The 23,452-nt window shown below is 67.8% G+C and carries 26 protein-coding genes and 2 pseudogenes; 10 read left to right on the top strand and 18 right to left on the bottom strand.

The window, feature by feature from the left end; translation table 11 throughout:
• Positions 1-32: 32 nt before the first annotated feature.
• Positions 33-1,415 (bottom strand): N-acetylmuramoyl-L-alanine amidase, encoded by a 1,383-nt coding sequence (locus AAFL97_RS13420; RefSeq protein WP_341645340.1) that lies wholly within the window; start codon positions 1,413-1,415, stop codon positions 33-35.
• Positions 1,355-1,885 carry a tRNA (adenosine(37)-N6)-threonylcarbamoyltransferase complex ATPase subunit type 1 TsaE gene (gene tsaE, locus AAFL97_RS13415; RefSeq protein ID WP_341645339.1) on the bottom strand — a complete coding sequence of 177 codons (531 nt, stop codon included), beginning with the start codon at positions 1,883-1,885 and terminating at the stop codon, positions 1,355-1,357. Before tsaE ends, AAFL97_RS13420 begins: the two co-directional genes overlap by 61 nt.
• 93 nt (positions 1,886-1,978) lie before the next feature.
• Here tsaE and queG point away from each other — a divergent pair, with 93 nt between their 5' ends.
• Complete coding sequence (queG, locus tag AAFL97_RS13410; RefSeq protein ID WP_341647168.1) at positions 1,979-3,019, top strand: tRNA epoxyqueuosine(34) reductase QueG; 1,041 nt, start codon at positions 1,979-1,981, stop codon at positions 3,017-3,019.
• Between the two features lie 161 nt (positions 3,020-3,180).
• Here queG and AAFL97_RS13405 read toward each other — a convergent pair whose 3' ends face one another.
• From AAFL97_RS13405 to AAFL97_RS13375, 7 genes are all read right to left on the bottom strand, one after another.
• Positions 3,181-3,993, bottom strand: a complete 813-nt coding sequence (locus AAFL97_RS13405) for a TonB-dependent siderophore receptor (protein ID WP_341647167.1) — start codon at positions 3,991-3,993, stop codon at positions 3,181-3,183.
• The gene (locus AAFL97_RS13400) at positions 3,990-4,415 is read right to left on the bottom strand and encodes a hypothetical protein (protein ID WP_341645338.1); all 426 of its coding nucleotides are present in this window, start codon (positions 4,413-4,415) and stop codon (positions 3,990-3,992) included. The genes AAFL97_RS13405 and AAFL97_RS13400 overlap by 4 nt, the downstream gene beginning before the upstream one ends.
• Positions 4,378-5,607 (bottom strand): TonB-dependent siderophore receptor, encoded by a 1,230-nt coding sequence (locus AAFL97_RS13395; RefSeq protein WP_341645337.1) that lies wholly within the window; start codon positions 5,605-5,607, stop codon positions 4,378-4,380. Before AAFL97_RS13395 ends, AAFL97_RS13400 begins: the two co-directional genes overlap by 38 nt.
• A 120-nt stretch (positions 5,608-5,727) precedes the next feature.
• Complete coding sequence (locus tag AAFL97_RS13390) at positions 5,728-6,156, bottom strand: PIN domain-containing protein (RefSeq protein WP_341645336.1); 429 nt, start codon at positions 6,154-6,156, stop codon at positions 5,728-5,730.
• On the bottom strand, positions 6,153-6,398 hold the full coding sequence (locus tag AAFL97_RS13385) for a DUF6364 family protein (RefSeq protein ID WP_341645335.1): 246 nt from the start codon (positions 6,396-6,398) through the stop codon (positions 6,153-6,155). Before AAFL97_RS13385 ends, AAFL97_RS13390 begins: the two co-directional genes overlap by 4 nt.
• 77 nt (positions 6,399-6,475) lie before the next feature.
• Positions 6,476-7,414 carry a FecR domain-containing protein gene (locus AAFL97_RS13380; protein WP_341645334.1) on the bottom strand — a complete coding sequence of 313 codons (939 nt, stop codon included), beginning with the start codon at positions 7,412-7,414 and terminating at the stop codon, positions 6,476-6,478.
• 2 nt (positions 7,415-7,416) lie between these two features.
• Positions 7,417-7,938 (bottom strand): sigma-70 family RNA polymerase sigma factor, encoded by a 522-nt coding sequence (locus AAFL97_RS13375; protein ID WP_341645333.1) that lies wholly within the window; start codon positions 7,936-7,938, stop codon positions 7,417-7,419.
• A gap of 252 nt (positions 7,939-8,190) precedes the next feature.
• Here AAFL97_RS13375 and AAFL97_RS13370 point away from each other — a divergent pair, with 252 nt between their 5' ends.
• Positions 8,191-8,391, top strand: a complete 201-nt coding sequence (locus AAFL97_RS13370; RefSeq protein WP_341645332.1) for a SlyX family protein — start codon at positions 8,191-8,193, stop codon at positions 8,389-8,391.
• A gap of 19 nt (positions 8,392-8,410) precedes the next feature.
• On the opposite strand, the gene AAFL97_RS13365 is transcribed toward AAFL97_RS13370, so the two are convergent.
• From AAFL97_RS13365 to AAFL97_RS13355, 3 genes are all read right to left on the bottom strand, one after another.
• Positions 8,411-9,073, bottom strand: coding sequence for an FABP family protein (locus AAFL97_RS13365; RefSeq protein ID WP_341645331.1), 663 nt, complete (start codon positions 9,071-9,073; stop codon positions 8,411-8,413).
• A gap of 151 nt (positions 9,074-9,224) precedes the next feature.
• On the bottom strand, positions 9,225-9,428 hold the full coding sequence (locus AAFL97_RS13360; RefSeq protein ID WP_341645330.1) for a hypothetical protein: 204 nt from the start codon (positions 9,426-9,428) through the stop codon (positions 9,225-9,227).
• Between the two features lie 16 nt (positions 9,429-9,444).
• A complete protein-coding gene (locus AAFL97_RS13355; RefSeq protein ID WP_263460188.1) occupies positions 9,445-9,972 on the bottom strand; it encodes a cytochrome c oxidase subunit 3 family protein in 528 nt (175 codons plus the stop codon).
• Between the two features lie 280 nt (positions 9,973-10,252).
• Between AAFL97_RS13355 and AAFL97_RS13350 the strand changes: the two genes are divergently transcribed.
• Positions 10,253-10,726: a CreA family protein gene (locus AAFL97_RS13350; RefSeq protein WP_445954499.1), complete on the top strand. Its 474-nt coding sequence runs from the start codon at positions 10,253-10,255 to the stop codon at positions 10,724-10,726.
• A 95-nt stretch (positions 10,727-10,821) separates the two neighbouring features.
• On the top strand, positions 10,822-12,654 hold the full coding sequence (locus AAFL97_RS13345; RefSeq protein WP_341645329.1) for a sulfatase-like hydrolase/transferase: 1,833 nt from the start codon (positions 10,822-10,824) through the stop codon (positions 12,652-12,654).
• 102 nt (positions 12,655-12,756) lie between these two features.
• Here the strand turns inward: AAFL97_RS13345 and AAFL97_RS13340 are convergent, their stop codons facing one another.
• The 3 genes from AAFL97_RS13340 to AAFL97_RS13330 form a co-directional block, all read right to left on the bottom strand.
• Positions 12,757-13,137 carry a thioredoxin family protein gene (locus AAFL97_RS13340; protein ID WP_341645328.1) on the bottom strand — a complete coding sequence of 127 codons (381 nt, stop codon included), beginning with the start codon at positions 13,135-13,137 and terminating at the stop codon, positions 12,757-12,759.
• 102 nt (positions 13,138-13,239) lie between these two features.
• Positions 13,240-15,237 carry a peptidase U32 family protein gene (locus AAFL97_RS13335; protein WP_341645327.1) on the bottom strand — a complete coding sequence of 666 codons (1,998 nt, stop codon included), beginning with the start codon at positions 15,235-15,237 and terminating at the stop codon, positions 13,240-13,242.
• 104 nt (positions 15,238-15,341) lie between these two features.
• Positions 15,342-15,695 (bottom strand): VanZ family protein, encoded by a 354-nt coding sequence (locus AAFL97_RS13330; protein WP_263459950.1) that lies wholly within the window; start codon positions 15,693-15,695, stop codon positions 15,342-15,344.
• A 58-nt stretch (positions 15,696-15,753) separates the two neighbouring features.
• Here AAFL97_RS13330 and AAFL97_RS13325 point away from each other — a divergent pair, with 58 nt between their 5' ends.
• Both AAFL97_RS13325 and AAFL97_RS13320 read left to right on the top strand, forming a co-directional pair.
• Positions 15,754-16,908, top strand: coding sequence for a PQQ-dependent sugar dehydrogenase (locus AAFL97_RS13325; protein WP_445954498.1), 1,155 nt, complete (start codon positions 15,754-15,756; stop codon positions 16,906-16,908).
• A gap of 71 nt (positions 16,909-16,979) precedes the next feature.
• Entirely contained in the window at positions 16,980-17,348 is a 369-nt protein-coding gene (locus AAFL97_RS13320) for a diacylglycerol kinase (protein ID WP_341645326.1), read from the top strand.
• Positions 17,349-17,418: 70 nt separating this feature from the next.
• Here the strand turns inward: AAFL97_RS13320 and AAFL97_RS13315 are convergent, their stop codons facing one another.
• Positions 17,419-17,982: a YcbK family protein gene (locus AAFL97_RS13315; RefSeq protein WP_341645325.1), complete on the bottom strand. Its 564-nt coding sequence runs from the start codon at positions 17,980-17,982 to the stop codon at positions 17,419-17,421.
• Here AAFL97_RS13315 and AAFL97_RS13310 point away from each other — a divergent pair.
• From AAFL97_RS13310 to AAFL97_RS13295, 4 genes and pseudogenes are all read left to right on the top strand, one after another.
• Positions 17,866-18,909, top strand: a pseudogene (locus AAFL97_RS13310) (hypothetical protein); the annotation flags it as partial. The gene AAFL97_RS13315 and the pseudogene AAFL97_RS13310 sit on opposite strands and share 117 nt — an antisense overlap.
• Positions 18,910-19,042: 133 nt before the next feature.
• Positions 19,043-19,756 (top strand): L,D-transpeptidase family protein, encoded by a 714-nt coding sequence (locus AAFL97_RS13305; protein WP_341645324.1) that lies wholly within the window; start codon positions 19,043-19,045, stop codon positions 19,754-19,756.
• Positions 19,757-19,852: 96 nt separating this feature from the next.
• Positions 19,853-21,084, top strand: a pseudogene (locus AAFL97_RS13300) (glycosyltransferase family 4 protein).
• Positions 21,084-21,935: a UDP-2,3-diacylglucosamine diphosphatase gene (locus AAFL97_RS13295; protein ID WP_341645323.1), complete on the top strand. Its 852-nt coding sequence runs from the start codon at positions 21,084-21,086 to the stop codon at positions 21,933-21,935. Before AAFL97_RS13300 ends, AAFL97_RS13295 begins: the two are co-directional and overlap by 1 nt.
• Here the strand turns inward: AAFL97_RS13295 and AAFL97_RS13290 are convergent.
• Positions 21,914-22,147, bottom strand: a complete 234-nt coding sequence (locus AAFL97_RS13290) for a hypothetical protein (protein WP_341645322.1) — start codon at positions 22,145-22,147, stop codon at positions 21,914-21,916. The two genes, AAFL97_RS13295 and AAFL97_RS13290, sit on opposite strands and share 22 nt — an antisense overlap.
• Positions 22,144-23,391 (bottom strand): MFS transporter, encoded by a 1,248-nt coding sequence (locus tag AAFL97_RS13285; protein ID WP_341645321.1) that lies wholly within the window; start codon positions 23,389-23,391, stop codon positions 22,144-22,146. The genes AAFL97_RS13290 and AAFL97_RS13285 overlap by 4 nt, the downstream gene beginning before the upstream one ends.
• Positions 23,392-23,452: the final 61 nt, after the last annotated feature.

Here is a 23,452-nt window from a genome sequence, read left to right as displayed (position 1 = left end):
TGAACGAAGGGCGCAGATCGTATCGGCAGCGATCAGCCCAGGCTGGCGACCCGCGCCGGCCCGGCCGGCGGGTTGGTTTCGAAGTAGCGCTTGATGCCGCGCAGCAGCGCTTCGGCCATCTTGTTCTGATAGGCCTCGTCGTTGAGCCGCTTTTCTTCCTGCGGGTTGCTGATGAAGGCGGTCTCGACCAGCACCGAGGGAATGTCTGGCGCCTTCAGCACCGCGAAACCGGCCTGCTCGACGTCGCGCTTGTGCAGGCGGTTGATGCCGCCGATCTCGCCGAGCATGGCGCGGCCGAGCTTGAGGCTGTCGTTGATCGTGGCGGTCTGCGACAGGTCGAGCAGGGTGCGGGCGATGTGGCCGTCCTGGCGGGCGAGGTTGACGCCGCCGACCAGGTCGGCGTCGTTTTCCTTCTGCGCCAGCCAGCGCGCCGCGCTGCTGGTGGCGCCGCGTTCCGACAGCACGTAGACCGAGCTGCCGTTGGCTTCGGGCTTGACGAAGGCGTCGGCGTGGATGGAGACGAACAGGTCGGCACGTACTTTGCGGGCACGGGCGACGCGCTGCCCGAGCGGAACGAAATAATCGCCGTCGCGCGTCAGCACCGCGCGCATGTTCGGTTCGGCGTCGATCTTGCGCTTCAGGCGGCGGGCGATCGACAGCGTGACGTTCTTCTCATAGCTGCCGGCCCGGCCGATGGCGCCGGGGTCTTCGCCGCCGTGGCCGGGGTCGAGCACCACGGTGTACAGGCGCTTGACCGCCGGTTCGGTGCGGCGGGCGGTGCTGGGCTGCTGCGGCGCCGGGCGGGTGTTGGCGGTGCTGGCCTGGCTGCTGCTCTGCGCCGTGTCGCCGGCGGCGGCGTCCAGCGGCGAGTCCTTCATGATCAGCGCCAGCAGCAGGTCGTGCTCTTCGGTCGGGTGCAGGTCGAGTACCAGGCGGTGGCCGTAGTCGCCGACCGGCGCCAGCGTGAATACCTGCGGATTGATCGGCGCCTTCAGCTCGACCACCACGCGGACCACGCCGGGACGGTTCTGGCCGGCACGGATCAGGCTGATGTAGGGGTCGGAGTCCAGCACCTTGGAGGGCAGGGACTGCAGCACGCTGTTCAGCTGCACGCCTTCGAGGTCGACGACGAGGCGGTCCGGGTTCGGCACCAGCATGTGCGTGTAGCGCAGGCTGCTCGCGCCTTCGAGCGTGATGCGGGTGTATTCCGGCGAGGGCCAGACGCGCACCGCGACCAGGCTGGCAGGCGCGGCGAAACCCACTGGGCTGACCAGCAGCGCCAGCGTGGCGCCGGCAAATTTCAGCAGGCTGCGGCGGTCGGTGCCGCCGCGGCCGGTGCTGCCTGCCTCGGAATTCAATCCGGTTCGGGCGCCGGGTTCGCGCCCCGCAATGCTCTCACCAGTTCGATCACGCATGTTCGCCCCGCATCCGTCCTTCCGTCGATCTCCACAAGCCGCCCTGAATCCCGCGCATCGAACCGGATTTCGACGTCGGGCAACGGCAAAAATGGAAGGGCCTTGTCCGGCCATTCCACGATGCACACGCCCTGATCGGCGAAGTATTCGTCCAGCCCCGCGTCCAAATATTCTTCGGGCGAATTGAAGCGATAAAAATCAAAGTGATATAAGTCTAATCTAGAAACTACGTAAGGTTCAATCAAGGTGTAGGTCGGACTTTTCACCTTGCCTTCGTGACCGAGTGCACGGAGCAGCCCCCGAGTGAGGGTGGTCTTGCCCATGCCGAGGTTGCCTTGCAGCCAGATCTTCAGCCCCGGGCGCAGCACCTGGGCCAGCGCGGCGCCGATGGCTTCGGTATCCGCTTCGGCCGGCAAGTGCGCGCGCAGGCAGGCGCCGTTATCATCGGCGGCGTTGAGCAACTCGATCATGGAATCCTCTTGTCGATGGCGGTGAAAGGCTTGGATTCAGGCTTGGATGTGGGGCAGGTCGATGGACCGGCTGCCACGCTGGACGGTGCTGCCATGCTGGCACGCATCCGCCAGTGGGCGACGGAGCTGGGCTTTGGCGCCGTCGGTGTTGCCGGGGTGGACCTGGGCAGCGCCGAGCCCGGGCTCGCCGCCTGGCTGGAAGCCGGCTTCCACGGCGAGATGGATTATATGTTGCGCCACGGCATGAAGCGCGCCCGGCCGGCCGAACTGCAGCCGGGCACCTTGCGCGTGATCAGCCTGCGGCTCGACTACTGGCCCGGCGCCGCCGAAGCGCGGGCCGCGCTGGCCGACGGCACCCGCGCCTACGTGTCGCGCTACGCGCTGGGACGCGACTACCACAAGGTGCTGCGCAGCCGGCTGCAGAAGCTGGCCGAGCGCATCACCGCCGAAGTGCCGCACACCTACCGGGTGTTCACCGACTCCGCGCCGGTGCTGGAGGTCGAGCTGGCCAGCCGCAACGGCCTGGGCTGGCGCGGCAAGCACACCTTGCTGCTGGATCGCGGCGCCGGCTCGTGGTTCTTCCTCGGCGAAATCTTCACCGACCTGCCGCTGCCGCTCGACGAGCCGGTGCAGCCGCGCTGCGGCCGCTGCACCGCCTGTATCGACGCCTGTCCGACCGGCGCCATCGTCGCGCCCTACCGCGTCGATGCGCGGCGCTGCATCTCCTACCTGACGATCGAGCTGAAAAGCGCGATTCCGGAGGAGATGCGGACCATGCTCGGCAACCGCATCTACGGCTGCGACGATTGCCAACTGGTGTGTCCGTGGAACCGCTTCGCCAAGATGACGAAGGAGCCGGATTTCGCGCCGCGCCACGGGCTCGACAGCGCCGGCCTGGTCGAGCTGTTCGCCTGGAGCGAGGCGGACTTCGCCGAGCGCACCGCCGGCAGCCCCATCCACCGCATCGGCCACGAGCGCTGGCTGCGCAACATCGCCGTGGCGCTGGGCAACGCGCCGACCACGGTGGAGGTGCTGGCCGCGCTGCAGTCCCGCGCCGACCATCCGTCGGCGCTGGTGCGCGAACACGTCGCCTGGGCACTGGCGCAGCATGGCCAGCCGATGGCCGGCGCGTGACGATGCATTGGCATTCTCAAGGGGCGCCGTCCATGGATTCTTGATGGTCCTGCTGTCTTGCGGCAGCAGGACCCGCTTGCGGCCGGGGCCGGCCCCTCCGCCGGGGCGGGTACGCTTGGGCTCATGCCCATGCGGCCCCGGGCGCGGGCCCCCGCGGCGTATCAAAAATCGTATTTCATGGAAAGCACGGCGCTGCGCGGTGCGGCGTGGTTGCTGTAGCTACCGGGCCAGCTATAGTACCTGCGGTCGAACAGGTTATCCACGTTGAGCGAGACGCTGAGGTGGCGGTCGATCTGGTAGCGTGCCATCAGGCTGGCAATGGCCTGGCTACCCTGCCAGACGCCGTAGCTGCCGGTCTTGCTCTGCCAGCGCAGGCCGCCGCCCACGGTCAGGCCCTGGAGGGCGCCGGGCAGGCGGTAGCTGGTGTGCAGCTTCACGCTGTTGCGCGGCAGGAAGGTGTTGAGGCGCTCGCCGTCCGCGTCGGTGGTGCGTGTATGCGCATAGCCGGCGGCGAGTTGCCAGCCCTCGGCCAGTTCGCCGTTGACTTCGAGTTCGATGCCCTTGGAGGTGGTGTTTTGTTCGGCGGAATAGATGAGTCCCACGCCTGTCCACACGGGGAGATTGTCCTGTTTGGTGTGGAAGAGTGCAGCGCTGGACTGCAAGCGGCCGCCGAAGTGGCTGCCCTTGACGCCGATTTCGTAGCCCGTGCCTTCCAGCGGGTCCAGCGTGCTGTCGTTCTCGTCCTTCACCCAGGAGCCTTGCGGGTTGAAGATCTTGGTGGCGCTGGCATAGGCCGACCATTCCTTGTCCAGGGCATACACGACGCCCACATACGGCACGACGACGTTTTCGCGCAACGACTCCAGGCTCGCGCTGCCGTCGTTGCCCCAATTGCGTTCGTCTTGCTCCCAGCGCACGACGCGGGTGCCGAGGATGAGCTTGAGGTCGTCGGAGAGGTGGAGGCGGCTGCTCAGGTACGCGGCATTGTTGCGGGTCTTGGTGGACGAGCCGCCGCTGGCAGGAAGGCCGGCGCGGCATTGTTGCCGTCCCAGGTGAACAGGTTGTCGATGGCGCCGGCGGCCGAACCGGCGTAGCCGTACTGCCAGCCGCCGTAGGACGGCCCGCTGGATTCATAGCGCGAGAGCGTGAGGCCGCCGATTAGCTCATGCTCGCGGCCGAACAGCCGGAAGGCGCCGGTCAGGTACAGATCCAGGTTGTGCTGGGTGGGTTTGCCCTTCCAGCGCGTGGGCAGCAGGCTGAGACCGCTGCCGTCGCGCTGTAGGGTTCCACTGAGATAGGTGGCGACGAAATCGTAGTCGACCTCGGTGTAGGTATACTCGGCCTTGCCGCTCCAGCCGTTACGCCACTCCTGCTCTACGGAGACGAAGGCGCTCACCGCTTCCTGATCGTTGTAGGACCAACTCGGCGCGGCATTCGTGGAGCGCGCGAGGCGGGTCTTGCCGCCGTCGGCATAGAAGGCCGGCAGGCCGGAGCGCAGCGGGGAGTCGATGTCCGTGCGCTGGTAGCTGAAGCCCGCGGTCAGCAGCGTGGCGTCGTCCAGATCGGCCTCGGCGATGCCGTAGAGCGTGCCCGACTTCTCCTTGTAGCGGTCCAGCCAGTTGTCGCTGCGCTTGGCGTCGCCCACCAGCCGGCCGCGCACGCTGCCGCTGTCGTTGAGTGCGCCCGAGAGGTCGAAGGCCGCGCCGCGCTCGATTCCAGTTGCCGGCCTCCACGCTGAGGCTGGCCTGCGGCTTGAGCGTCGGGCGCTTGCGGATCAGGTTGATCGTGGCGGCCGGGTTGCCCATGCCGCTGATCAGGCCGGTGGCGCCGCGCACGATCTCCACGCGGTCGTAGATCGCGAGGTTCTGGCTGAAGAGTTGCAGCCCGTTGTTCGTCGGCACGCCGTCCACCTCGAAATTGAGAATTTCGAAACCGCGCGCGTAGTAGCCGTAGATCTCATCGCCCACACCTTCCTTGACCACATGGACGCCGGGAACGGCGTCCAGCAGGGCGGTCAGCGTGGTCGCATTGAGGTCCTCGATCTGCTGGCGCGTGATCACGGTCAGCGACTGCGGCGTCTCCTGCGGCGCGAGGTTCAGGCGGGTGGAACTGCTCGAAGAGTAGGTGGTGTAGAGGCCGGTGCCCTCGGTGATGGCGCCGATGGCCTTGCCCGAGACGGCGACGGCGGGCAGCACGGCGGCTGCGTCCGGCGCCGGCCGCAGCAGGTAATTGCCATCGCCCTGTGCGCGGGCTTCCAGCCCGCTGCCGGCCAGCAGCCGGGCAAAGCCTTCGTCCACGCCGTAGCTGCCGTGCAGGCCGCCGCTTTCCCGGCCGGCGGTGAGGGCTGCGTCGAAGGACAGCACGACGCCGGCGGCGCCGGCGAAGCGGCTCAGCGCGGTGCCGAGCGGGCCGGCGGGGATGTCATAGACGCGCTTGGCGCTTTGCTGCGGCGGGTTCTGCGCGTGGGCAAGGGCCGGCAGGATGGCCGGCGCGGCCAGGGCGAGGCCGAGGCAGGTATGGCGCAAGGCGGCGAGGACCGGGTTGAGGGATTGGCCGTGGTGGCACGGCGGACAGCTTGGGCGTTGCATGGGCATTCCTTTCGTCGTTCGAAGCAGGGTGTTCCCTTGGGGGTCGAACGAGATTTCAAAAAGGACAATGCCCGGCGGCGTTTTTTTCGGCACGTGATCCGGACTGGCCATCCGCAAGCCCTAATGCCGGCCTTGTGTCTTTTGCCGGACCAGCAGAAATTCGGCCGGCGTATAAACCGGCATGCTCGCCGCTGCGAAGTCGCGCACGTTGCGCGTGACGATGCATTGGCATTCCGCATGGCGGGCGGCTTCGTGCAGGACGGCATCTTCGAAGTCGGCGAAGGCCGTGTCCAGCGCATTGGCCAGCACCATGCGATTGACCGGAGCAATGTCGAACAGCTTGAGCAGGGTTCCGATGTGGGTGTGCGCCTGGCGACGGTCCAGGGCACGGTCACACAGGTAGAACAGCGTGGTGACCGTGGTGGCGCACAGGCTGCCGCCGATCTCGCCGCGCTCGACCAGTGCCAGCGCCTGGGCGCTGGCGTGGACGTGTGGCTCCCGATCTAGCAGGACGTCGAGTACGACGTTGGTGTCGAAAAGGACGTTCATCGGTGCTTGTCTTCCAGATGGCGGCGGTAGTCCTGCTCATCGGGCATATCCTGCCTGCCTTTCAGGGCGCCCTTGAGTGCGCGGACGACCGGCGGCAGCGGCTGCTGGAGCGGTGCCTCGCCCAACTGCACGAAGTAGTCGGCAACCAGTTGCGAGAGCGACTTGCCGCTGAGGCGTGCCTGCTCCTTGGCCTGCTCGATCAGGCGTGCATCCAGCCGCAGGGTGAGTTTGGTCTGCATCATGAACCTCGCTTGACGTACATGTTTTTTAAATTGTACGTCCCTGCAGCCGGCTCATCCAGCCGCAGTGTGTGGAGGACTTACACCCCCTCGATCCGCGTCCAGTAGCGGGTGAAGTGCCGGATGCGCACGGGCAGGGCCTGGGCGACGGCATGCAGGGCGCGCTCGGTGTCGTCGATGGGGAAGGCGCCGGACAGGCGCAGGCGGGCGACTTCCGGCGCGCAGCCGAGGTGGCCGGGGCGGTAGCGGGCGAGTTCGGCGGCGAACTCGCCGAGCGGCATGTCGGCGACCACCAGCATGCCGTTCACCCAGGCGCCCGGTTCGCTGGCCGGCGCGGACAGCGGCAGGACGGCGGCGGCGGTGAATTCGGCCTGCTCTCCGGCTTCGAGCCGCCGGCCGAGCGTCGGGGCGCCGGCTGGTTGCAGGCGCACGGCGTGCCGTTCGACGCCGACGCGGGTGGCCTCGGGCAGCCGGCGGACGATGAAGCGGGTGCCCAGGGCTTCGACGAGGCCGTCGCGGGTCCGCACGCGCAGGGGGCGTCCGGCGGCGTCGGGCGCGGACTGCACGAGGATTTCGCCCGCGTGTAGCTCGATCAGGCGCTGCCGGGCGTCGTAGCGCACGTCCACGCGGGTGTCGCCGTTGAGGATCAGCGTGCCGCCGTCGGCCAGCGTGACGCTGCGCCGTTCGCCGAGCGCCGTGCGATGGCCGGCGGCGAGCGCGGGGTATTCGCGCACGCCGAGCCAGCCGGCGCCGCCGGCGGCGATCAGCAGCGCCACGCCCTTGAGCGCGCTGCGGCGGCCGTGGCGGCTGGTTCCGATGCGCTCCAGCGCGCCGGCCGCGGCGCCGCCGGGCAGGGCGCCGAGCTTGCCGCGCAGGGTTTGCAGCTGCTGCCAAGCCCAGCGGTGGTCGGCGTGGGCCTGCAGCCAGCGTTCATGCGCGGCGAGGTCCTCGGGGCCGGCGTCGTCGGCGCACAACTGGGCGTGCCATTCGGCGGCGGCCTTGATCGCGTCGCGGTTCATCGTCAGCGCGGCGCTTCCAGCATCAGCAGCAGGCAGTGCTCGGTGGCGCGGGCCATGTACTTCTTGACCGAGCTGACACTGACTGCCAGCCGTCCGGCGATCTCCGCGTAGCTCAGGCCTTCCAACTGCGACAGCAGGAAGGCCTGGCGCGGCCTGGCGCCGAGGCCGTCGAGCATGGCGTCGATCTCGCATAGGGTTTCCAGGATGAGCGCGCGGGTTTCCGGCGAATGGGTGACGGGTTCCGGCCAGAGCGCCATCTCTTCCAGCCAGGCCTTCTCCAGCGCGCGGCGGCGCAGGTGGTCGACCATCACGCGGCGCGCCACTGTGACGAGGAAATGGCGCGGCTCGCGCAGTTCCGCCAGCTGTCTGCCGGCGGCGGGCGAGGCGAGCACGCGCACGAAGGTGTCCTGGGTCAGGTCGGCGGCTTCCCAGACGCAGCCCAGCTTGCGTCGCAGCCAGCCTTGCAGCCAGGTGCCGTGTTCGCGGTACAGACCGGAAACGGTGTCGGTGGACAGGGGGGGCACGGGCATCTCCGGCGTGCGGGCACGCTGGCTGGCCCATGCGGGTGGACGTGGCTGGCGTTGGTTATTGCGAATTGTTCGTATTGTTGGGGGTTTGCCTGGGTGCGTCAATGCGCCGGGAAATCCATGGGGCCCCGGGGCGACAGGCTCGGGTTGTCCGGACGCTGGCGCAGCATGGCCGGCCAGGCGCCCCCGGCTAGGCGCCCCCGGCTAGAATCTCCGCCCGATGCCTTTCATCCCGGACCCGGACAGCCCATGCAAGACCGCCTCGAATCGCTCGAAACCAAGATGATGTCGGCCGAGGATCAGCTCGACGAACTGAACCGCACGGTGTGGCGGCAGCAGCAGGAGCTGGAGCTGCTGCGCGAGCAGGTGCGCCACCTCGCCCAGCAGCTCAAGACCATCCAGCCCGGCGCATCCGGCCGGCCGGAAGACGAGATCCCGCCGCACTGGTGAGCGCCGGGCGGGGCTGGCGTCATTGCGGCTGGGTTTCGGCCCGCTTCCTGGCCGCCGCCTGTGCGGTGGGATTGGGCGTGGGCTCGCCGATCTTGTGCAGCGTGTTGTGATCCGTGTGGCGGAAGGGTTCCGCCTGGCCCGGGATGATCAGCACGGTTTCCTGCTCGTAGGACCATGTGCCGTCGGCGTTGATCGACACCGTGATGGTGTAGCTGTCCGTTCTGAATGCGTATTCCAGGAAGGGGTTCGACACGATCCCGTTCATCTCGGAGCCGCGCACTGCCTGCAGGCGGAAGGTCTTTGCGTCCGCCGTGGTCTTGCCGACGGCCATCGCCGCCTGTCCGCGCGGTATCGAAAGCGTCTGGATCACGGCACCGGTCGCCGGCTCCCACAGCCAGTAGCCGACCTGGTCGTGGAAGGTCTCGACGTCGTCGGGCTTGACGATGCGCGTGTGGTAGCGCAGGCCGTAGAACAGTTGCGGCCCGTTGGTCTGGGCGTCGATGGGCTGCAGTTCGATGCGTTCGATGAACGCCTGCCGTTCCGGGCCGTCGGCCTTCGGATTGACATCGAGGCCGATGGTGCCGGTCCAGATGCCCGCCATTCCCGCCAGCGGCCCCAGATTGGCAAGCGTATCGGGGTCTGGTTCGGGTTCGGTGTAGATGTCCTTGGGAAAGTCCGTCATGGCCGCTTCGGGAGAGATGAAAGACTGCAAAGCTTGCCACAGCCGATCGGGCTCCGGTACGCCTCACAGCAGCGCGCCGGTCACGCGCGCAAGGATGTCGCCGAAGGCGCTGGTCAGGATGACCACGATCGGCATGCCGTAGCAGAAGGTGCTACATCGCCCGGCGGATGCGCCGCGTGGCGGTGGGCAGCTCGAGGTAGTAGCCGCAGACGATGCGGACCTTGAGCCCCATCACCAGCGCGACCGCCACGGTGACGCCGAAGCCATGGTCCTGGCCGCCGCCCAGCATCGCGCCGCCCACGCTGAGCAGCACGAGGCCGAACCAGGCCAGGTCGAGTTTGCGGACTTCGCTCATGTCGCGCTCTCCGTTTTCATCGCAGCACGTAGAACAGCGGGAAGATCATCAGCCAGATGATGTCGGTGGTGTGCCAATACACCGCGAAGGATTCCAGGCCGGAGTATTCCTCGGCCGAGTAGGTGCCGGTCGCGGTGCGCAGCATCACCCAGATCATGCCGAGCAGGCCCCAGAAGACGTGGATCAGGTGGTTGAAGGTCAGGTAGTAGTAGGTGACGATGAACATGCCCGCTTCGCCGTTGAGGCCGTGGGCAAGGTTCCAGCGCACTTCGAACAGCTTGATCACCGGGTAGCCGGTGCCGAACACGAAGGCGCCGATCAGCCAGCGCAGGCAGGCGCTTTGGCGGTTGGCGCGCATGGAGTGCACCGCGCGGGCCACGCACCAGCCGCTGGTCAGCAGCATCAGCGTGTAGCCCGTGCCGGCCAGCAGCGAAAGCTGCTCGGGACCGGCGTGGAACACGTCCGGGTAATGGGCGCGGGCGATGAAATACACCGCGAACATCAGCGCGAACTCGGTGACTTCGCAGAAGATGCCCACCCACATCGCCTTGCTGCCGGGGATGCGGCCGCCCGGGATAGGGCCGCCCGGGATAGGGCCCCCCGGGATAGGGCTACCCGGGATAGGGCTACCCGGGGGAGGGCCTTCGGCGGGCGGTGAGTGCGGCAAGGCGATGGCGGCGTCGGACATGGTGGAGGGCGGGGCAGGCGAGGGCGGAGATGTTCGCGATCTTCCGCTGCCCGGGGCGCGTGCGCCTTGATGCAGGGTAATTTGCTCCGCGCGGTGCGATACTTGCGGCCCTTGCAAGAAAGGAGTCCGGGAAAACGTGAAAACGATCATGCTGGGCGCCATCGGCGCCGCATTGCTGCTGCCGTTCTGCGTGCAGGCCGAGACCGTCGGCGCCGTCGATACGGCGTTCAAGTTCATCGGCCGCAATCACCAGATCGTCGTCGAGGCCTTCGACGACCCGAAGGTGAAAGGGGTATCGTGCTACGTGTCGCGTGCCCGCACCGGCGGCATCAAGGGTTCGCTGGGGCTGGCGGAGGATACGGCCGACGCTTCGGTGGCCTGCCGCCAGGTCGGCGAGATCAGCCTGACCGAAGCGCTCAAGCCGCAGGAGGAAGTGTTTTCCGAGCGTTCGTCGATCCTGTTCAAGAAGGTGCGGATCGTGCGCATCGCCGATGCCAGGCGCAACACGCTGGTCTATCTCGTCTATAGCGACCGGCTCATCGACGGCAGCCCGCAGAACAACGTCACGGCCGTGCCGCTGCCGGCGGAAGTGCAGCTCAGGCTGCGCTGACGGATGAGATTTTTTACGTTTTCCCGACATCCGCTCGGGTAATCTGACGCGCCTGTTTTTCCGTCCATGCTTTCGCCCTGAGGAAAAAGCTCATCGTGTTCGTCTCCGACCGCCGCCAGCGCGCCCTGTACTGGTTCCTCACCTGGATCGTCTTTGCCCTGCACCTGGGCCGCTTCTTCGATTTCGCCGCGCCGTCCGGGCTGCTGGTCTATCAGCTTGCGCTGGTCGGCAGCTACGCTTTGCTGTTCGTGGCGCCGGTATGGCTCATCGTCCATGTCGCGGGCCGTTTCGCCCCCCGGCTGGCGGCGGTGCTGGCGGTGGCGCTGGCCGGCGTGGTGCAGATCGCGCTGTTCGGCGATCACATGCTGTGGACGCTGTACGGCTTCCACCTCAACGGCTTCGTCTGGAACATCCTGACCACGCCGGGGGGCATCGCCGCGCTGGGTTCGTCGGCTTCGACCGAGCGCGACTTCGCGCTGCTGGCCGCCGGCTTCCTCGTCCTGCAGGTCCTGGTCTTCTTCGCCGCGCGCGTGCTGGCGCGGGGCTCCGTGCCGGCGCCGCGGCTGGCATGGGTGCTGCCGCTGTTCCTCGTCGTCACCGTCGGTGAGCGCCTGGGTTATGCGGTGAGCCATTTCTACGGCTACACGCCGTTGCTGGAAAACGCCCAGCGTGTGCCTTTCTATCAGCCGCTGACGATGCGCGGCCTGTTCGAGAAGCAGTTTGGCTGGGAGCGTCCGCAGCGGCTCAAGCTGGCGACCGCCAAGCTCGACGGCAGCCTGCGCTATCCGCAGGCGCGGCTGCGCGTCGAGCCGCCGGCCAGGCCGCTGAACGTCGTCTGGCTGGTCGCCGAGTCGTGGCGGGCGGACACGCTCGACCCGCGCGTGATGCCGCAGACCCATGCGCTGGCCGAGCGGGCGCAGCATTTCACCCATCATTTCTCCGGCGGCAACGGCACCCGCATCGGCGTCTTCAGCCAGTTCTACAGCCTGCCGGCGAACCTGTGGTTCCCGGTGCTGGACGCGCGCATCGGCAGTCCGCTGATCCAGGTGCTGCAGAATCAGGACTATCAGATCAAGCTGTTCACCAGCGCGCGCTTCACCTACCCGGAGTTCGACAAGACCGTGTTCGTCGACGTGCCGCGTGAGCAGATGGTGGAAGATTCGGAAGGCGAAACCTGGATGCGCGACCGCCGCAACGTCGACCGCCTGATCGAGTTCGTCGACCAGCGCGATCCCTCGCGTCCGTTCATGACTTTCCTGTTCTTCGAGTCGCCGCACGCCAACTACAACTTCCCGCCCGAATCGGTGATCGAGTCGGGCTATCTCGAAGATTTCAGCTATGCCGACATGGAACTGCGGGACAAGATCGGCGGCATCCACAAGCGCTACATCAACGCGGTTCATCACCTCGACAGCCAGCTCGGCAAGCTGATGGCGCACCTCGAGCGCCGCGGCCTGCTCGAGGACACGCTGGTGGTCATCACCGGCGACCACGGCGAGGAGTTCATGGAGAAGGGGCGCTGGGGACACAACTCCACCTTCGTCGATGAGCAGGTGCGCGTACCGCTGCTGCTGTGGGTGCCGGGCCGGGAACCTCGGCGCATCGATGCCCGCACCAGCCATGCCGACCTGCTGCCGACCATCCTGCCGCTGCTCGGCGTCACCAATCCGCCGTCCGACTACGCCATCGGCCACAGCTTGTTCGACCCGCAGCCGAACCGCGTGCTGCTGGCCGGCGACTGGGACCGCCTAGCCTTCCTGGGCGAGGACTACAAGCTGGTGCTGCCTTTCGGCAGCGGCAGCTTCACCGCGATACAGGTCAGCGGCGCGGACGACCGGACGCTGGCCGACGAATCCGCGGTGCTGCGGGCGACGCTGCCGACGGTGCAGGGCGAAATGGGACGGCTGCGGCGCTTCCTGGGGCACTGAGGGCCGATCGGCACGGCCCTTGAGCGGGCCGTCGTTTGATGGGTTTCGCTCGCGCTCCACCTGCGCGGCCCGACCTGTCCTGTGAGCTTGGGGGAGTGGGTGTCAGCCCGCCAGCCAGCGCCCCAGCGCGGCGACTTCGCTGGGAACCCGTTGCGGCCTGCCGTCGAGCGCAATGCTTTCGACCAGGCGGGCGAGCACCGCTTCCAGCGGCAGCGAGGGGCCGAAATGCAAGGGTTCGCCATGCCTGAAGATGGCCAGCGTGGGAAAGCTGTCGAGGTCGATGTCGCCGACGATGTCGGCATCGTCCTCGATGTCCGCCCACGCCGTCAGGATCTCGGGATGGGCTGCGGCGACGTGCTCCAGTACCGGCCGGAATTCGCGGCAGGTGCCGCACCACTCCGCGCACAGTGCGATGACGACGAGCGCGCCATCGGCCTGGCCGAGACGGCCTGGAAGGGTGTCGAGCGGAAGCAGGGCGGACATCGGCGGCTCGGTTGCGTAGTGCTTGGGCGCAGTATATGCAGGATAGGACGGTCCGAGCCATTCACTGCTTCTGCCTGCGCCGCAAAGTATTCGACGGCGGACTCAATGGTGCGGCGAGTGGAGGTGCTTCTTCTCGGCCGCGGGCTTGTTCGGGAAGAAGCTGAGCTTCTGCGCCACCACGCTGTCGCGCATTCTGGCGATGTGCGGCTTCATCGCACCGACGACGTGCATTTCGCAGCGCTTGCAGTCGAAGCGCAGCGTCAGCGTCTCGTTGCCATTGACCAGTTGCATCGGCTCGGGGCGGATGCCCTTCACTTCCTTGGGGCACAGGTTGAAGCTGTAGCGCAGGCAGTGCTTGGTGATCATCAGCGAGACCTCGTCGGTACGCTGGTTCTCCTCGAACGCGGCGTCGATGAGCTTGACGCCGTGGCGGGCGTAGAAGGCGCGCGCGCTGTCGTTGAGCACGTTGGCGAGATAGCTCAGCGCGTCCTGCGGGTAAGCCACCGGCGGCTCGACCGGCGCTGCGCGCGGCGGGCGCGGATGGGCGGCGAGGCGGGCGGCTTCCAGTTGCTCGACGGCATCGCGGCGCAGCGCGTTGAGCTGGCCGGCGGGCAGGAAGGGCAGCGCCGGCAGGTCGAGCGTCAGCGTGTCGAGCACGAACAAGGTGTTGCCGAGCTTGCCGATGTGCTCGCGCAGCGTCGTTCGGGCGCGCTCGGCGTTCTGCGCCGGCTCGAAGGCGGCGGCGAGCGTGGTCGTGGCGCGGATGCCGTCCTCGTCGGTGAGCGTCAGCGCAAAGCCGTCCGTGGTCGCGGCAAAATGCGCATCGACGCGGATGCGGCGCTCGGCGGATTTCTTCTCCAGCGCGCGCTCGAATTCGTGGTCGTGGTTGCGGAACACCGAAGTGCCGGGCACCAGTTCGGGCGGCAGCGCGTCGGCCGGGAAAATACGGTCGATGCCGTCGCCGCCGCCATCGCGCTCAGAACGGTTGACCCGCAGGCCGGCGAGTTCACCCTTCGGGCCGTACCAGCTCAGGCCGTCGGCGTTGTGGATCGGCGCGCTGCGTTCGACGTCGAAGAACTTGCGGCCCTTGGTGTCGATCTTCGTCACCCGGCCGATCGGTTCGCCGACGAACTTGGGCGACTCGAAGGCCTCGATGCCGTGCCGGCGCTCGTTGGCGAAATAGTCGGTGTAGCCGCGGTTGAAGGTCTTGTCGGCCTGCGGCGTGAACAGGAAGGTGGTACGGCCGCTGGATGCGCGCCGGTAGGCCGGGCCGTCGGCCTCGGGATGCTCGATGATCTCGTCGAGCAGCGTGCGGTAGTGGGCGGTGATGTTCTTGACGTAGGACAGATCCTTGTAGCGGCCTTCGATCTTGAACGAGCTGATGCCGGCCGCCGCCAGCGCACGCAGGTTGGCGCTCTGGTTGTTGTCCTTCATCGACAGCATGTGGCGCTGGCTGGCGATGGTGTTGCCGTCCTTGTCCTTGAGGTCGTAGGGCAGTCCCCAGGCCTGCGAGCATTCGCCGCGGTTGGCGCTGCGGCTGGTGTGGGCGTGGCTGATGTAGCACTGGCCGGAGAAGGCCACGCACAGTGCGCCGTGCACGAAGTATTCGAGCTGACAGGAGGTGGCGTCGGCGATCCTGCGTACTTCGGCCAGCGACAGCTCGCGCGCCAGCACGATCTGAGAGAAGCCGACGTCCTGCAGGAAGCGCGCTTTGCTGGCGTCGCGGATGTCGGTCTGGGTGCTGGCGTGGAGCTGGATCGGCGGCAGGTCGAGTTCGAGCAGCGCCATGTCCTGCACGATCAGCGCATCCACGCCGGCCTCGTACAGTTGCCAGATCAGCTTGCGTGCGGGCTCCAGTTCGTGGTCGAACAGGATGGTGTTGGTGGCGACGAAAACTTCGGCATGGTAGCGATGGGCGTGGGCCGCCAGGCGCGCGATGTCCTCGACGCTGTTGTCCGCGGCCGAGCGGGCGCCGAAGGCCGGGCCGCCGATGTACACCGCGTCCGCGCCGTGGTTGATGGCTTCGATGCCGAAATCGGCGGTCTTGGCCGGGGCGAGGAGTTCGAGGGTGTGGCGAGCGGGGGTGTGGCTGGGATTCATGGCGCGGCTCGGCGGCGTTCGGCACGCAAACGCTTGATTGGAAAGGCCGCGATGATAGCAACAGGCTGGTGTGCTGACGAGCGGCAGGCCGTTGCGGAATGCATTCAGGCCTGCCCGGCGGCGCGGCGCCTGGACAGCACGACCGGGATCAGCACGAGCAGGCCGATGGCGTCGGCGACCCAGTCCCACGGGTCGGCGGTCCGGTAGCCGGTCTGGCCCTGGGCGAGCTCCATCGCTGCGCCGTAGAGCAGCAGGCCGATGGCGATGCGCAGCGGATGATCCGGCCAGCCCGCCACCGCCAGCAGCGCGAGTGCGGCGAACAAGGCCGCATGCTCGATCTTGTCCTGCCAGGACACGATCTGCACGATGTCGGGTGCCGGCATCAGGGCGAGATAGAGCACGGCGATGAGTGCGGCGACGAAGGCGAGGCGGAAAGTCGTGCGAACGGATGAAGTCATGGGCAGTCGGATGGAATGGTGCGGGTTGGTATCGAATGAAACGAGGGAGGCTGAAGGAATGAGGAAAGTGAAAGGATTTCGTGGTCTGGTGTCGGCAACGGTGCTTGCCGCCGGTGTGTTCGTCTGCGGGCCGTCGCTTGCGGCCGATGCCGTACTGAACACCGAGTCCGGCCAGGTGAAGCTGGTCGAGGTGGCGCGCGGCCTGGACACGCCGTGGTCCATGGCCTTCCTGCCCGACGGCCGCCTGCTGCTGACCGAGCGGCCCGGCCGCATGCGGCTGGTGGGCACGGATGGTACGGTTTCGGCACCGCTGGCGGGCGTGCCCGAAGTGCATGCGCGTGGGCAGGGCGGCCTGCTGGACGTGGCGCTGAGCCCGGATTTTGCAACAGACCGGACGATCGTGTTTTCGTTCGCGCAGCCGACCGCTGCCGGTGTGCGCACCGCCGTCGCGCGGGCGCGGCTGGATGCCGAGGCGCTGAAGCTGGATGAGGTGAAAGTGATCTTTGCCCAGAACGAAGATCCTTCGGGCAACCACCACTGGGGTTCGCGGCTGGTGTTCGACCGTGAAGGCCGGCTGTTCGTCACGCTCGGCGACCGCTTCCATTCGCGCGACCGCGCACAGGTGCTGGACAGCCACCTGGGCAAGATCGTACGCATCGACCTGGATGGCGGCGTGCCCGGCGACAATCCGTTCGTACGGCAGGCGGAAGGTGTACCGAAGGCGTCGCCCGAGATCTGGTCCTGGGGCCACCGCAACGTGCAGGGCGCGGCGCTCCATCCGCTGACCGGCGAACTGTGGGCGCACGAGCACGGCCCGCAGGGCGGCGACGAACTGAACCGGGTGCTGCCGGGGCGCAACTACGGCTGGCCGGTGATCACCTTCGGCCGCGAATACGTGGTCGGTACCCGTATCGGCGAAGGCACGGAACGTGCCGATATCGAGCCGCCGCTCAAGCAATGGACGCCGTCGATCGCGCCCTCGGGCATGGCCTTCTACACCGGCGACGTGTTTCCGCAGTGGAAAGGCAACGTGTTCGTCGGCGCGCTGAAGTTCCAGTTGCTGGCGCGCCTGGTGCTGGAGGACGGCAAGGTCGTGCATGAGGAGCGCCTGGACATCGGCCGGCGCATCCGCGACGTGCGCCAGGGGCCGGACGGACATCTGTGGCTGCTGGACGAAAGCGATGGACGGGTGTTGCGCCTCGATCCTGCCTGAACGTTTTTCTGACGTTTTTTGTGTAATGATCGCGCGCTCTTCAAACCACCACTTCAATCCGGAAGCGATCGATGGAAAGCCCGTTCAAAGGCAAGACCGGCCTGCGCAGGGTCTGGAACGCCTTTCACTATTCACTGGATGGACTGGCTGCAGCCTGGCGCCACGAGGATGCCTTTCGCCAGGAGGCGCTGCTGACGCTGCTGCTGATTCCGCTGGCGCTGTGGCTGGGGGAAAGCGCGGTCGAGCGCGCCCTGATGATCGGCAGCGTGCTGCTGGTGCTGATCGTGGAGCTGATGAACTCCGCCGTCGAGGCCGCGGTCGACCGGATTTCACTGGAGCATCATCCGCTGTCCAAGCGCGCCAAGGACGTCGGCAGCGCCGCGGTCATGATCGCCCTGATCAACGTTGCGGCGGTGTGGGGGCTGGTGCTGCTGGGCTGAATGCCGAGTGTTCGAGCTCCGGGCCGGCTCCTTGCCCGTCCGCTCGGGCCTCGCGGGTTCGGCTAGGGGTTCAGGCGGTTTTCGGACCCCAGCTGCGCACCGGCCCGGTGTCGATATGGACGAAGTCCGAATCCGGGTAATAGCCCACGCCGCCCGCGCCCAGCGCCAGGGCTGCATCGCGCAGGCGTGCGGTATCGCAGCCGACCAGGCGGATGTCGACGGCCTTGCCGTCCATGTGCAGGCTGCGCTTGGCGACGCCACCGCCGCCGGTACGGCGCAGCATCTTGTTGGTCTTGGGCGAGCGGTAGCCCGAGATGATTTCGAAGGTACCCCCGCCGCAGGTCACACTCAGCGCGTGGAGGATGTCGTAGAGTCGGGGATCGATGCGGGCGACTTCGCCGGTACGGAAATCGCGGAACAGCTTGTTCAGGCTCCGCATTGCGGGTTCGACGTAGCCATTGCGGTTGCGGTACAGGGTGTCGAGCCGTTCGTCGGTGTGCGTGTGGCGGAAAGCCAGATGGCGGTCCGTGGCGGCATGGGCGGAGGCGAAGGGCAAGGCCAGCGGCAGCGTGGAAAGCCCTTTCAGGAACAGGCGGCGATGCGCGCAGGCATGATGGCGGGAAGTCGAGACCATGGATATTCTTTTACCGACACAGACAGACTCGAAGGCGGCATGCTACCTGAACTCCTGATCGATTGGCGCAAATCCTTCGCCTCCGCCGGCACGGCATTGGCATTGGCTATGACCTGTCCGCAGCCGGCGCTGGCACTCGGCACCGGGCCGGTGGACGAGACGGTGGTGGAGGGCAGCGCCGATGGCGAAGCGGTGCCCGAGGCCGTCGTGGATCTGCCGGGCCTGATCGAAAACCGTCTGGCGGTGTCGATGCGCGCGGCCGACGATGTCACCGTGCTGTTCTATCGCCAGCGCGGCTTCCTGCCCGCATGGACACGGCCGGAACTGCTGCAGGGGCTGATCGAGGCGGTGGAGGCGCTCGACGAGCATGGCCTCGATCCGGCGGATTTTGCTCCGGACACACTGCGCAGCGAAGCGCTGCGGCCGCAGCAGGAGCTGTCGCCCGACGGCGTGGCGGAGCGCGAGCTGTTGTTCACCGACACGCTTGCGCGCCTGGTGCAACAGTTGCGCCACGGCAAGGTCGATCCGCGCAGCCTGTATCGGGACTGGAATTTCTCCCGGCCGGCGGCGCCCGGAGAGCAGGCCGGACGCCTTGCGCGCTTGCTCGACATGCCGGACGGCGGCGACGTGCCGGGAAGCGGGCCGGCAGTGGAGCGGTCCGGACTGGCGGCGGCGGTGCTGGCGCAGGCGCCGGACTTCGAGCTGTACCGGCAACTGCAGCTTGCCTTGAAGCAATACCGCAGCATCGCAGCCGAATCGGGCGACTGGCCGAAAGTGTCGGCAGGGCCGACGCTGCGTCCGGGCGAACGTGGTGCGCGCGTGGTCGAAGTACGCACGCGCCTGGCGGCCGAAGGCGAGACCGAGCTGGCCTGGAGTGCGGACGCCGCGCTGTTCGACCCGGCGCTGGCCGAGGCGGTGAAGCGCTTCCAGCAGCGCGCCGGCCTGGCGCCGGACGCGGCGATCGGCCGCCAGACGGTGGAGGCGCTCAACCTGGGGCCGGCGCAGCGCGTGGCGCAAGATCCGCGTCAATCTCGAACGGCTGCGCTGGGTGGCGCAGGACATGCAGGGCGACCACCTGCTGGTGGACCTGACCGGCTACCAGGCCCGTCTCCAGCGCGGCGGGCAGCTTGCCTGGTCGTCGCGGGTGATCATCGGCAAGCCCACGCGCGAGACGCCTGCGCTGCTCGACAGCGTGCAGTACCTGGTGCTGAACCCGAAGTGGGTGGTGCCGCCGACGATCCTGCGCGAAGACCTGATTCCCGGCGTGATCCGCGATCCGGACTATCTCGCCAAGCGCCGCATGCGGGTGGTGGATCACGCCGGGGAAGAGCTCGATGCGCAGCAGATCGACTGGGAGGCCGCGCGCAGGCACGGCTTCCCGTATCTGGTGGAGCAGAACCCGGGCGCGGATGGTTCGCTCGGCCGCATCAAGTTCGCGCTTGCCAATCCCTATCTGATCTATCTGCACGACACCAATACGCGTGCGCTGTTCAGGCGCGACACGCGCGCGCTCAGTTCGGGCTGCGTACGGGTCGAGAAGCCGCTCGAACTGGCGGCCTTGCTGCTGGACGATGCCCAGCGCTGGAGCCCGGAGGCGCTGGACGAGGCACTGGCCACCGGCAAGACGCGCACGGTGACGGTGAGGCGCAAGCTTCCGGTGTTGCTGCACTACGCCACCGCGGCTCTGGACGACGACGGGCGGATGCAGTTCCGGCCCGACATCTATGCCCGCGATACGGTGGTGCTGGCGGCACTGAGAGGTACTGTCCGCTGAAGCGAAGCGGACCATGGCGCGGCCGAGGCCGCCTTGTCATGCCCTGTACATGAGGACGTAACGTAGTCGTCTCTTTCGCCGCCTATGCTGCGGCGCATGAAAGTGATCGACTTCACGACCGAAGAGCTCTGCCGTGATTCCCGCCTGCGTATCGCACTGGTGACCGAGACCTGGCCGCCGGAGGTCAACGGCGTGGCGATGACGCTCAAGCGCATGGTCGACGGCCTGATCCGGCGGGGGCACGGCATCCAGCTCATCCGCCCGAAGCAGACCACCGGGGATGTCGCCAGCCGTGGCGGCGCGCTGGAAGAGGTGTTGTCGCGCGGGATCAAGCTGCCGCGCTACGACGGACTCAAGTTCGGCCTGCCGGCCAAGTCCAGCCTGGTGCGCACGTGGACGCGGCAGCGGCCCGACTTGGTGCACGTGGCGACCGAGGGGCCGCTCGGCTGGACCGCGGTATCGGCCGCGCGCAAGCTGCGCCTGCCGGTCACGTCGGATTTCCATACCCGTTTCGAGCATTACAGCGCGCACTACGGCGTGGGCTGGCTGAGCCAGCCGGTCGCCGCCTACCTGCGCCGCTTCCACAACCGCACGGCTGCCACCTTCGTGCCGACCGCCGAACTGGCGGGGGCGTTGGCCGCCCAGGGCTACGAGCGGGTCGAGGTGATTTCGCGCGGGGTGGATACGGTGCAGTATTCTCCGGCACGCCGCAGCGAGGCGCTGCGCCGGCAATGGGGGTGGCGCCGGGCGGGATCGCGGTCGTCAGCGTCGGACGGCTGGCGCCGGAGAAGAACCTCGGGCTCACCCTGCGCACCTTCGCCGCCATCCGCGAGCATCGCCCGGACGCGCGGATGGTCGTCGTCGGCGACGGGCCGATGCGTGAGGCCATCGCCCGCGAATGTCCGCATGCGGTGCTTGCCGGCATGCGGCACGGCGAGGATCTGGCGACCCATTACGCATCGGCCGATCTGTTCCTGTTTCCCAGCCTGACCGAGACCTTCGGCAACGTCACGCTCGAAGGCATGGCGAGCGGGCTGTGCACCGTCGCCTACGACTATGCCGCAGCCGCCGAGGTGATCCGCGACCTGCACAACGGCGCGATCGTGTGCTGCGGCGACGAGGAAAGCTTCATCCAGCGCGCCGTCCAGCTGGCCTGCGCGGACGGGCTGCGTGCCGACATCGGCCGCGAGGCGCGGCGCACCGCGGAAGGCATCGACTGGGAGCGGGTCTGCGACCATTTCGCCGAAGCCCTCCTGAGCGCCTGGCGGGGCAGGGCCCTTGCCCATGACGGTCGAGTCTCGTTACGCATCCAGGGAGGGGAAAGCTGATGCCTGCCGTTCGCACGATCTTCATTTCCGATGTCCACCTCGGCACGCGGGCAAGCCAGGCCGAGAGCCTGCGTGCCTTCCTGAAAGAGTACGAGTCGGAGTACCTCTACCTGCTTGGCGACATCATCGACGTCTGGGCGATGAGCCGCAGCGTGCAGTGGGCGCCGGCGCACAACACCGTGGTGCAGAAGGTGCTGCGCCGCGCACGCCAGGGCGGCAAGGTGTTCTTCATTCCCGGCAATCACGACGAGATCCTGCGCGAGTATGTCGGCGCCGCCTTCGGCAACATCCGCATCGAACGCGAATGGGTGCACGAGACCATCGACGGCCGGCGCTACTGGCTGATCCACGGCGATGAATACGACCAGGTCACGCGCCACCACCGCTGGGTCGCGGTGCTGGGCGACGTGGCCTACAACACGCTCGTGCGCCTGAACATCGTGCTGTCGCGCGTGCGCCGCTTCCTGCACATTCCCGGCTACTGGTCGCTGGCGGGTTATGCCAAGCAGAAGGTCAAGCGCGCGGTCAGCTTCATCTTCGACTTCGAGGACGCGGTGGCGCATGCCGCGCAGCAGCGCGGTGTGGATGGGGTGATCTGCGGCCACATCCATTCGGCGTCGGACCGCCGTATCGGCAAGGTGCGCTACCTGAACTGCGGCGACTGGGTCGATACCTGCAGCGCCGTCGTCGAGCACTACGACGGCCGCATCGAAGTGCTGCACTGGGGCACGGAGGCCGCGGTGCCGCTGCCTGCCGGCGAAGCCGAGGGGAGCCCGCTTCCGGTGGCGCCCGCAGGCAAGGCGCGCTCGCCGCTGGACCTCGAGCGGATCTATCTCGCGCCGGACGTCTGATCGCCCGGCGGGCTGTCTTCACGCATCAGGCCGATGGCCAGGCGCAGGCCGAGCCAGGCATTCATCAGCGCGAAGCCCGCGACCACGATCATCGCCAGCGGCACCAGCGGATAGCTGCGCAGGATCCAGGCCAGGATCGACGACAGGACGTTGAGCACCAGCATCATCCAGAACGCCGGATTGCGCGGCTGCCAGAGACGGGAAAACTTCATCGAGGCTCCAGGGACGAGCGGGTGCCGAGCGTGTTGCGGCGGTGGAGGGCGTGGACGCCGAGCGCCAGCACGACCTCGATGGCGCCGATGCTGACGAACACCGGCGCATGCGGGCTGGCGCTGAAGCTGCCGTAGAAGGCCAGCAGCAGGCTGCTGATCAGCGGTCCGGCGGCAAAGCCGAGCGAACCTGCCATGTTGAACGCGGCCAGTGCGCTGGCGCGGCAGTCCTCACCGCCGTAGTGCGCGGCCAGCACCAGCGAGGGGGCGTACATCAGCGCCGCGATCACGCCGCCGGCGGCCATGGTGCCGACGATCCAGGCCGCGGGCACGAAAGCCAGCGCGCCGAGGAACACGCCATACAGGATGCTGCCGGCGACCATCATCGAGAACGGGTCCCAGTGGCGCGACAGGTGGCCGGCAGGCCAGGTCAGCAGCGAGAAGGGAATCAGGAAAGCGGCCATCGCCATGCCGATGGCGCGGGCGTCGAAGCCCAGCGTGAGGCCGAAATAGAGCGACAGCGTGGAGACGATGAAGCCCACCGTCAGCCGGTCGGCGAAGGAGAAGGCGAGCGGTACCGCGAGCGCGCGGCGGGTGCGCAGCGTATCGAGGATTTCGCCGATCGCCATGCGTGGCCTCGCTGTGGTGGCGTCGCGCAGGCCGATGGCGCCGAGCACCGCCAGTGCCAGCGACAGCAGCCCGCCGCCCAGCGGCACCCACAGCGGGTCGATGCCGCCGACCACGCCGCCGAGCGGCGCGCCGGTGGCCACGCCCAGGCTGATCGAGGCGCCGATCGCGCCCATGCGGCCACCCAGTCCGCCGCGTCCGACCTGGTCCGAACCCAGCGCCATCAGCAGCGACAGCGCGGACATGTGGGCGAAGCCTTCGAGCAGGCGGAGGCCGAGCAGCAGGGCGTAGCTGTCGAACTGCCGGTAGGCGAAGGCAATGCCGAGCAGCGTGAGGCCGTTCAGGATCAGTGCGGCCACCGCCAGCGTCTTGCGCTTGCCCAGGCGGTCGGACAGCAGGCCGGCGACCGGGGCGCCGACGAGGGCGCCGATCATGTTGATCGACATGAAGAAGTGGCTGCCGAACTGCCCCAGGCCGTCGAAGCGCTGCGCGGTGAAGGAGGACAGCACCGGCACCATGCCGGTGACCGGCAGCATCAGGCCGAACAGCAGCAGAAGCGGCACGAGGGCCAGGGCGGGGCTGTCGGCTGCGGGCAGGGAAGTCGGCGCGGACGCGGCCATGGGTGAGGGCAAGGGCAATAAGACAGGCGCAATGATACGCGGTGATGGTTGGGGCCGTCCG

The sequence above is a fragment of the Thauera sp. SDU_THAU2 genome (assembly GCF_038260575.1).
GTDB lineage: Bacteria > Pseudomonadota > Gammaproteobacteria > Burkholderiales > Rhodocyclaceae > Thauera.
Note: the sequence above shows the minus strand (reverse complement) of the source record. Positions and strands in the feature narration are given on the sequence as shown.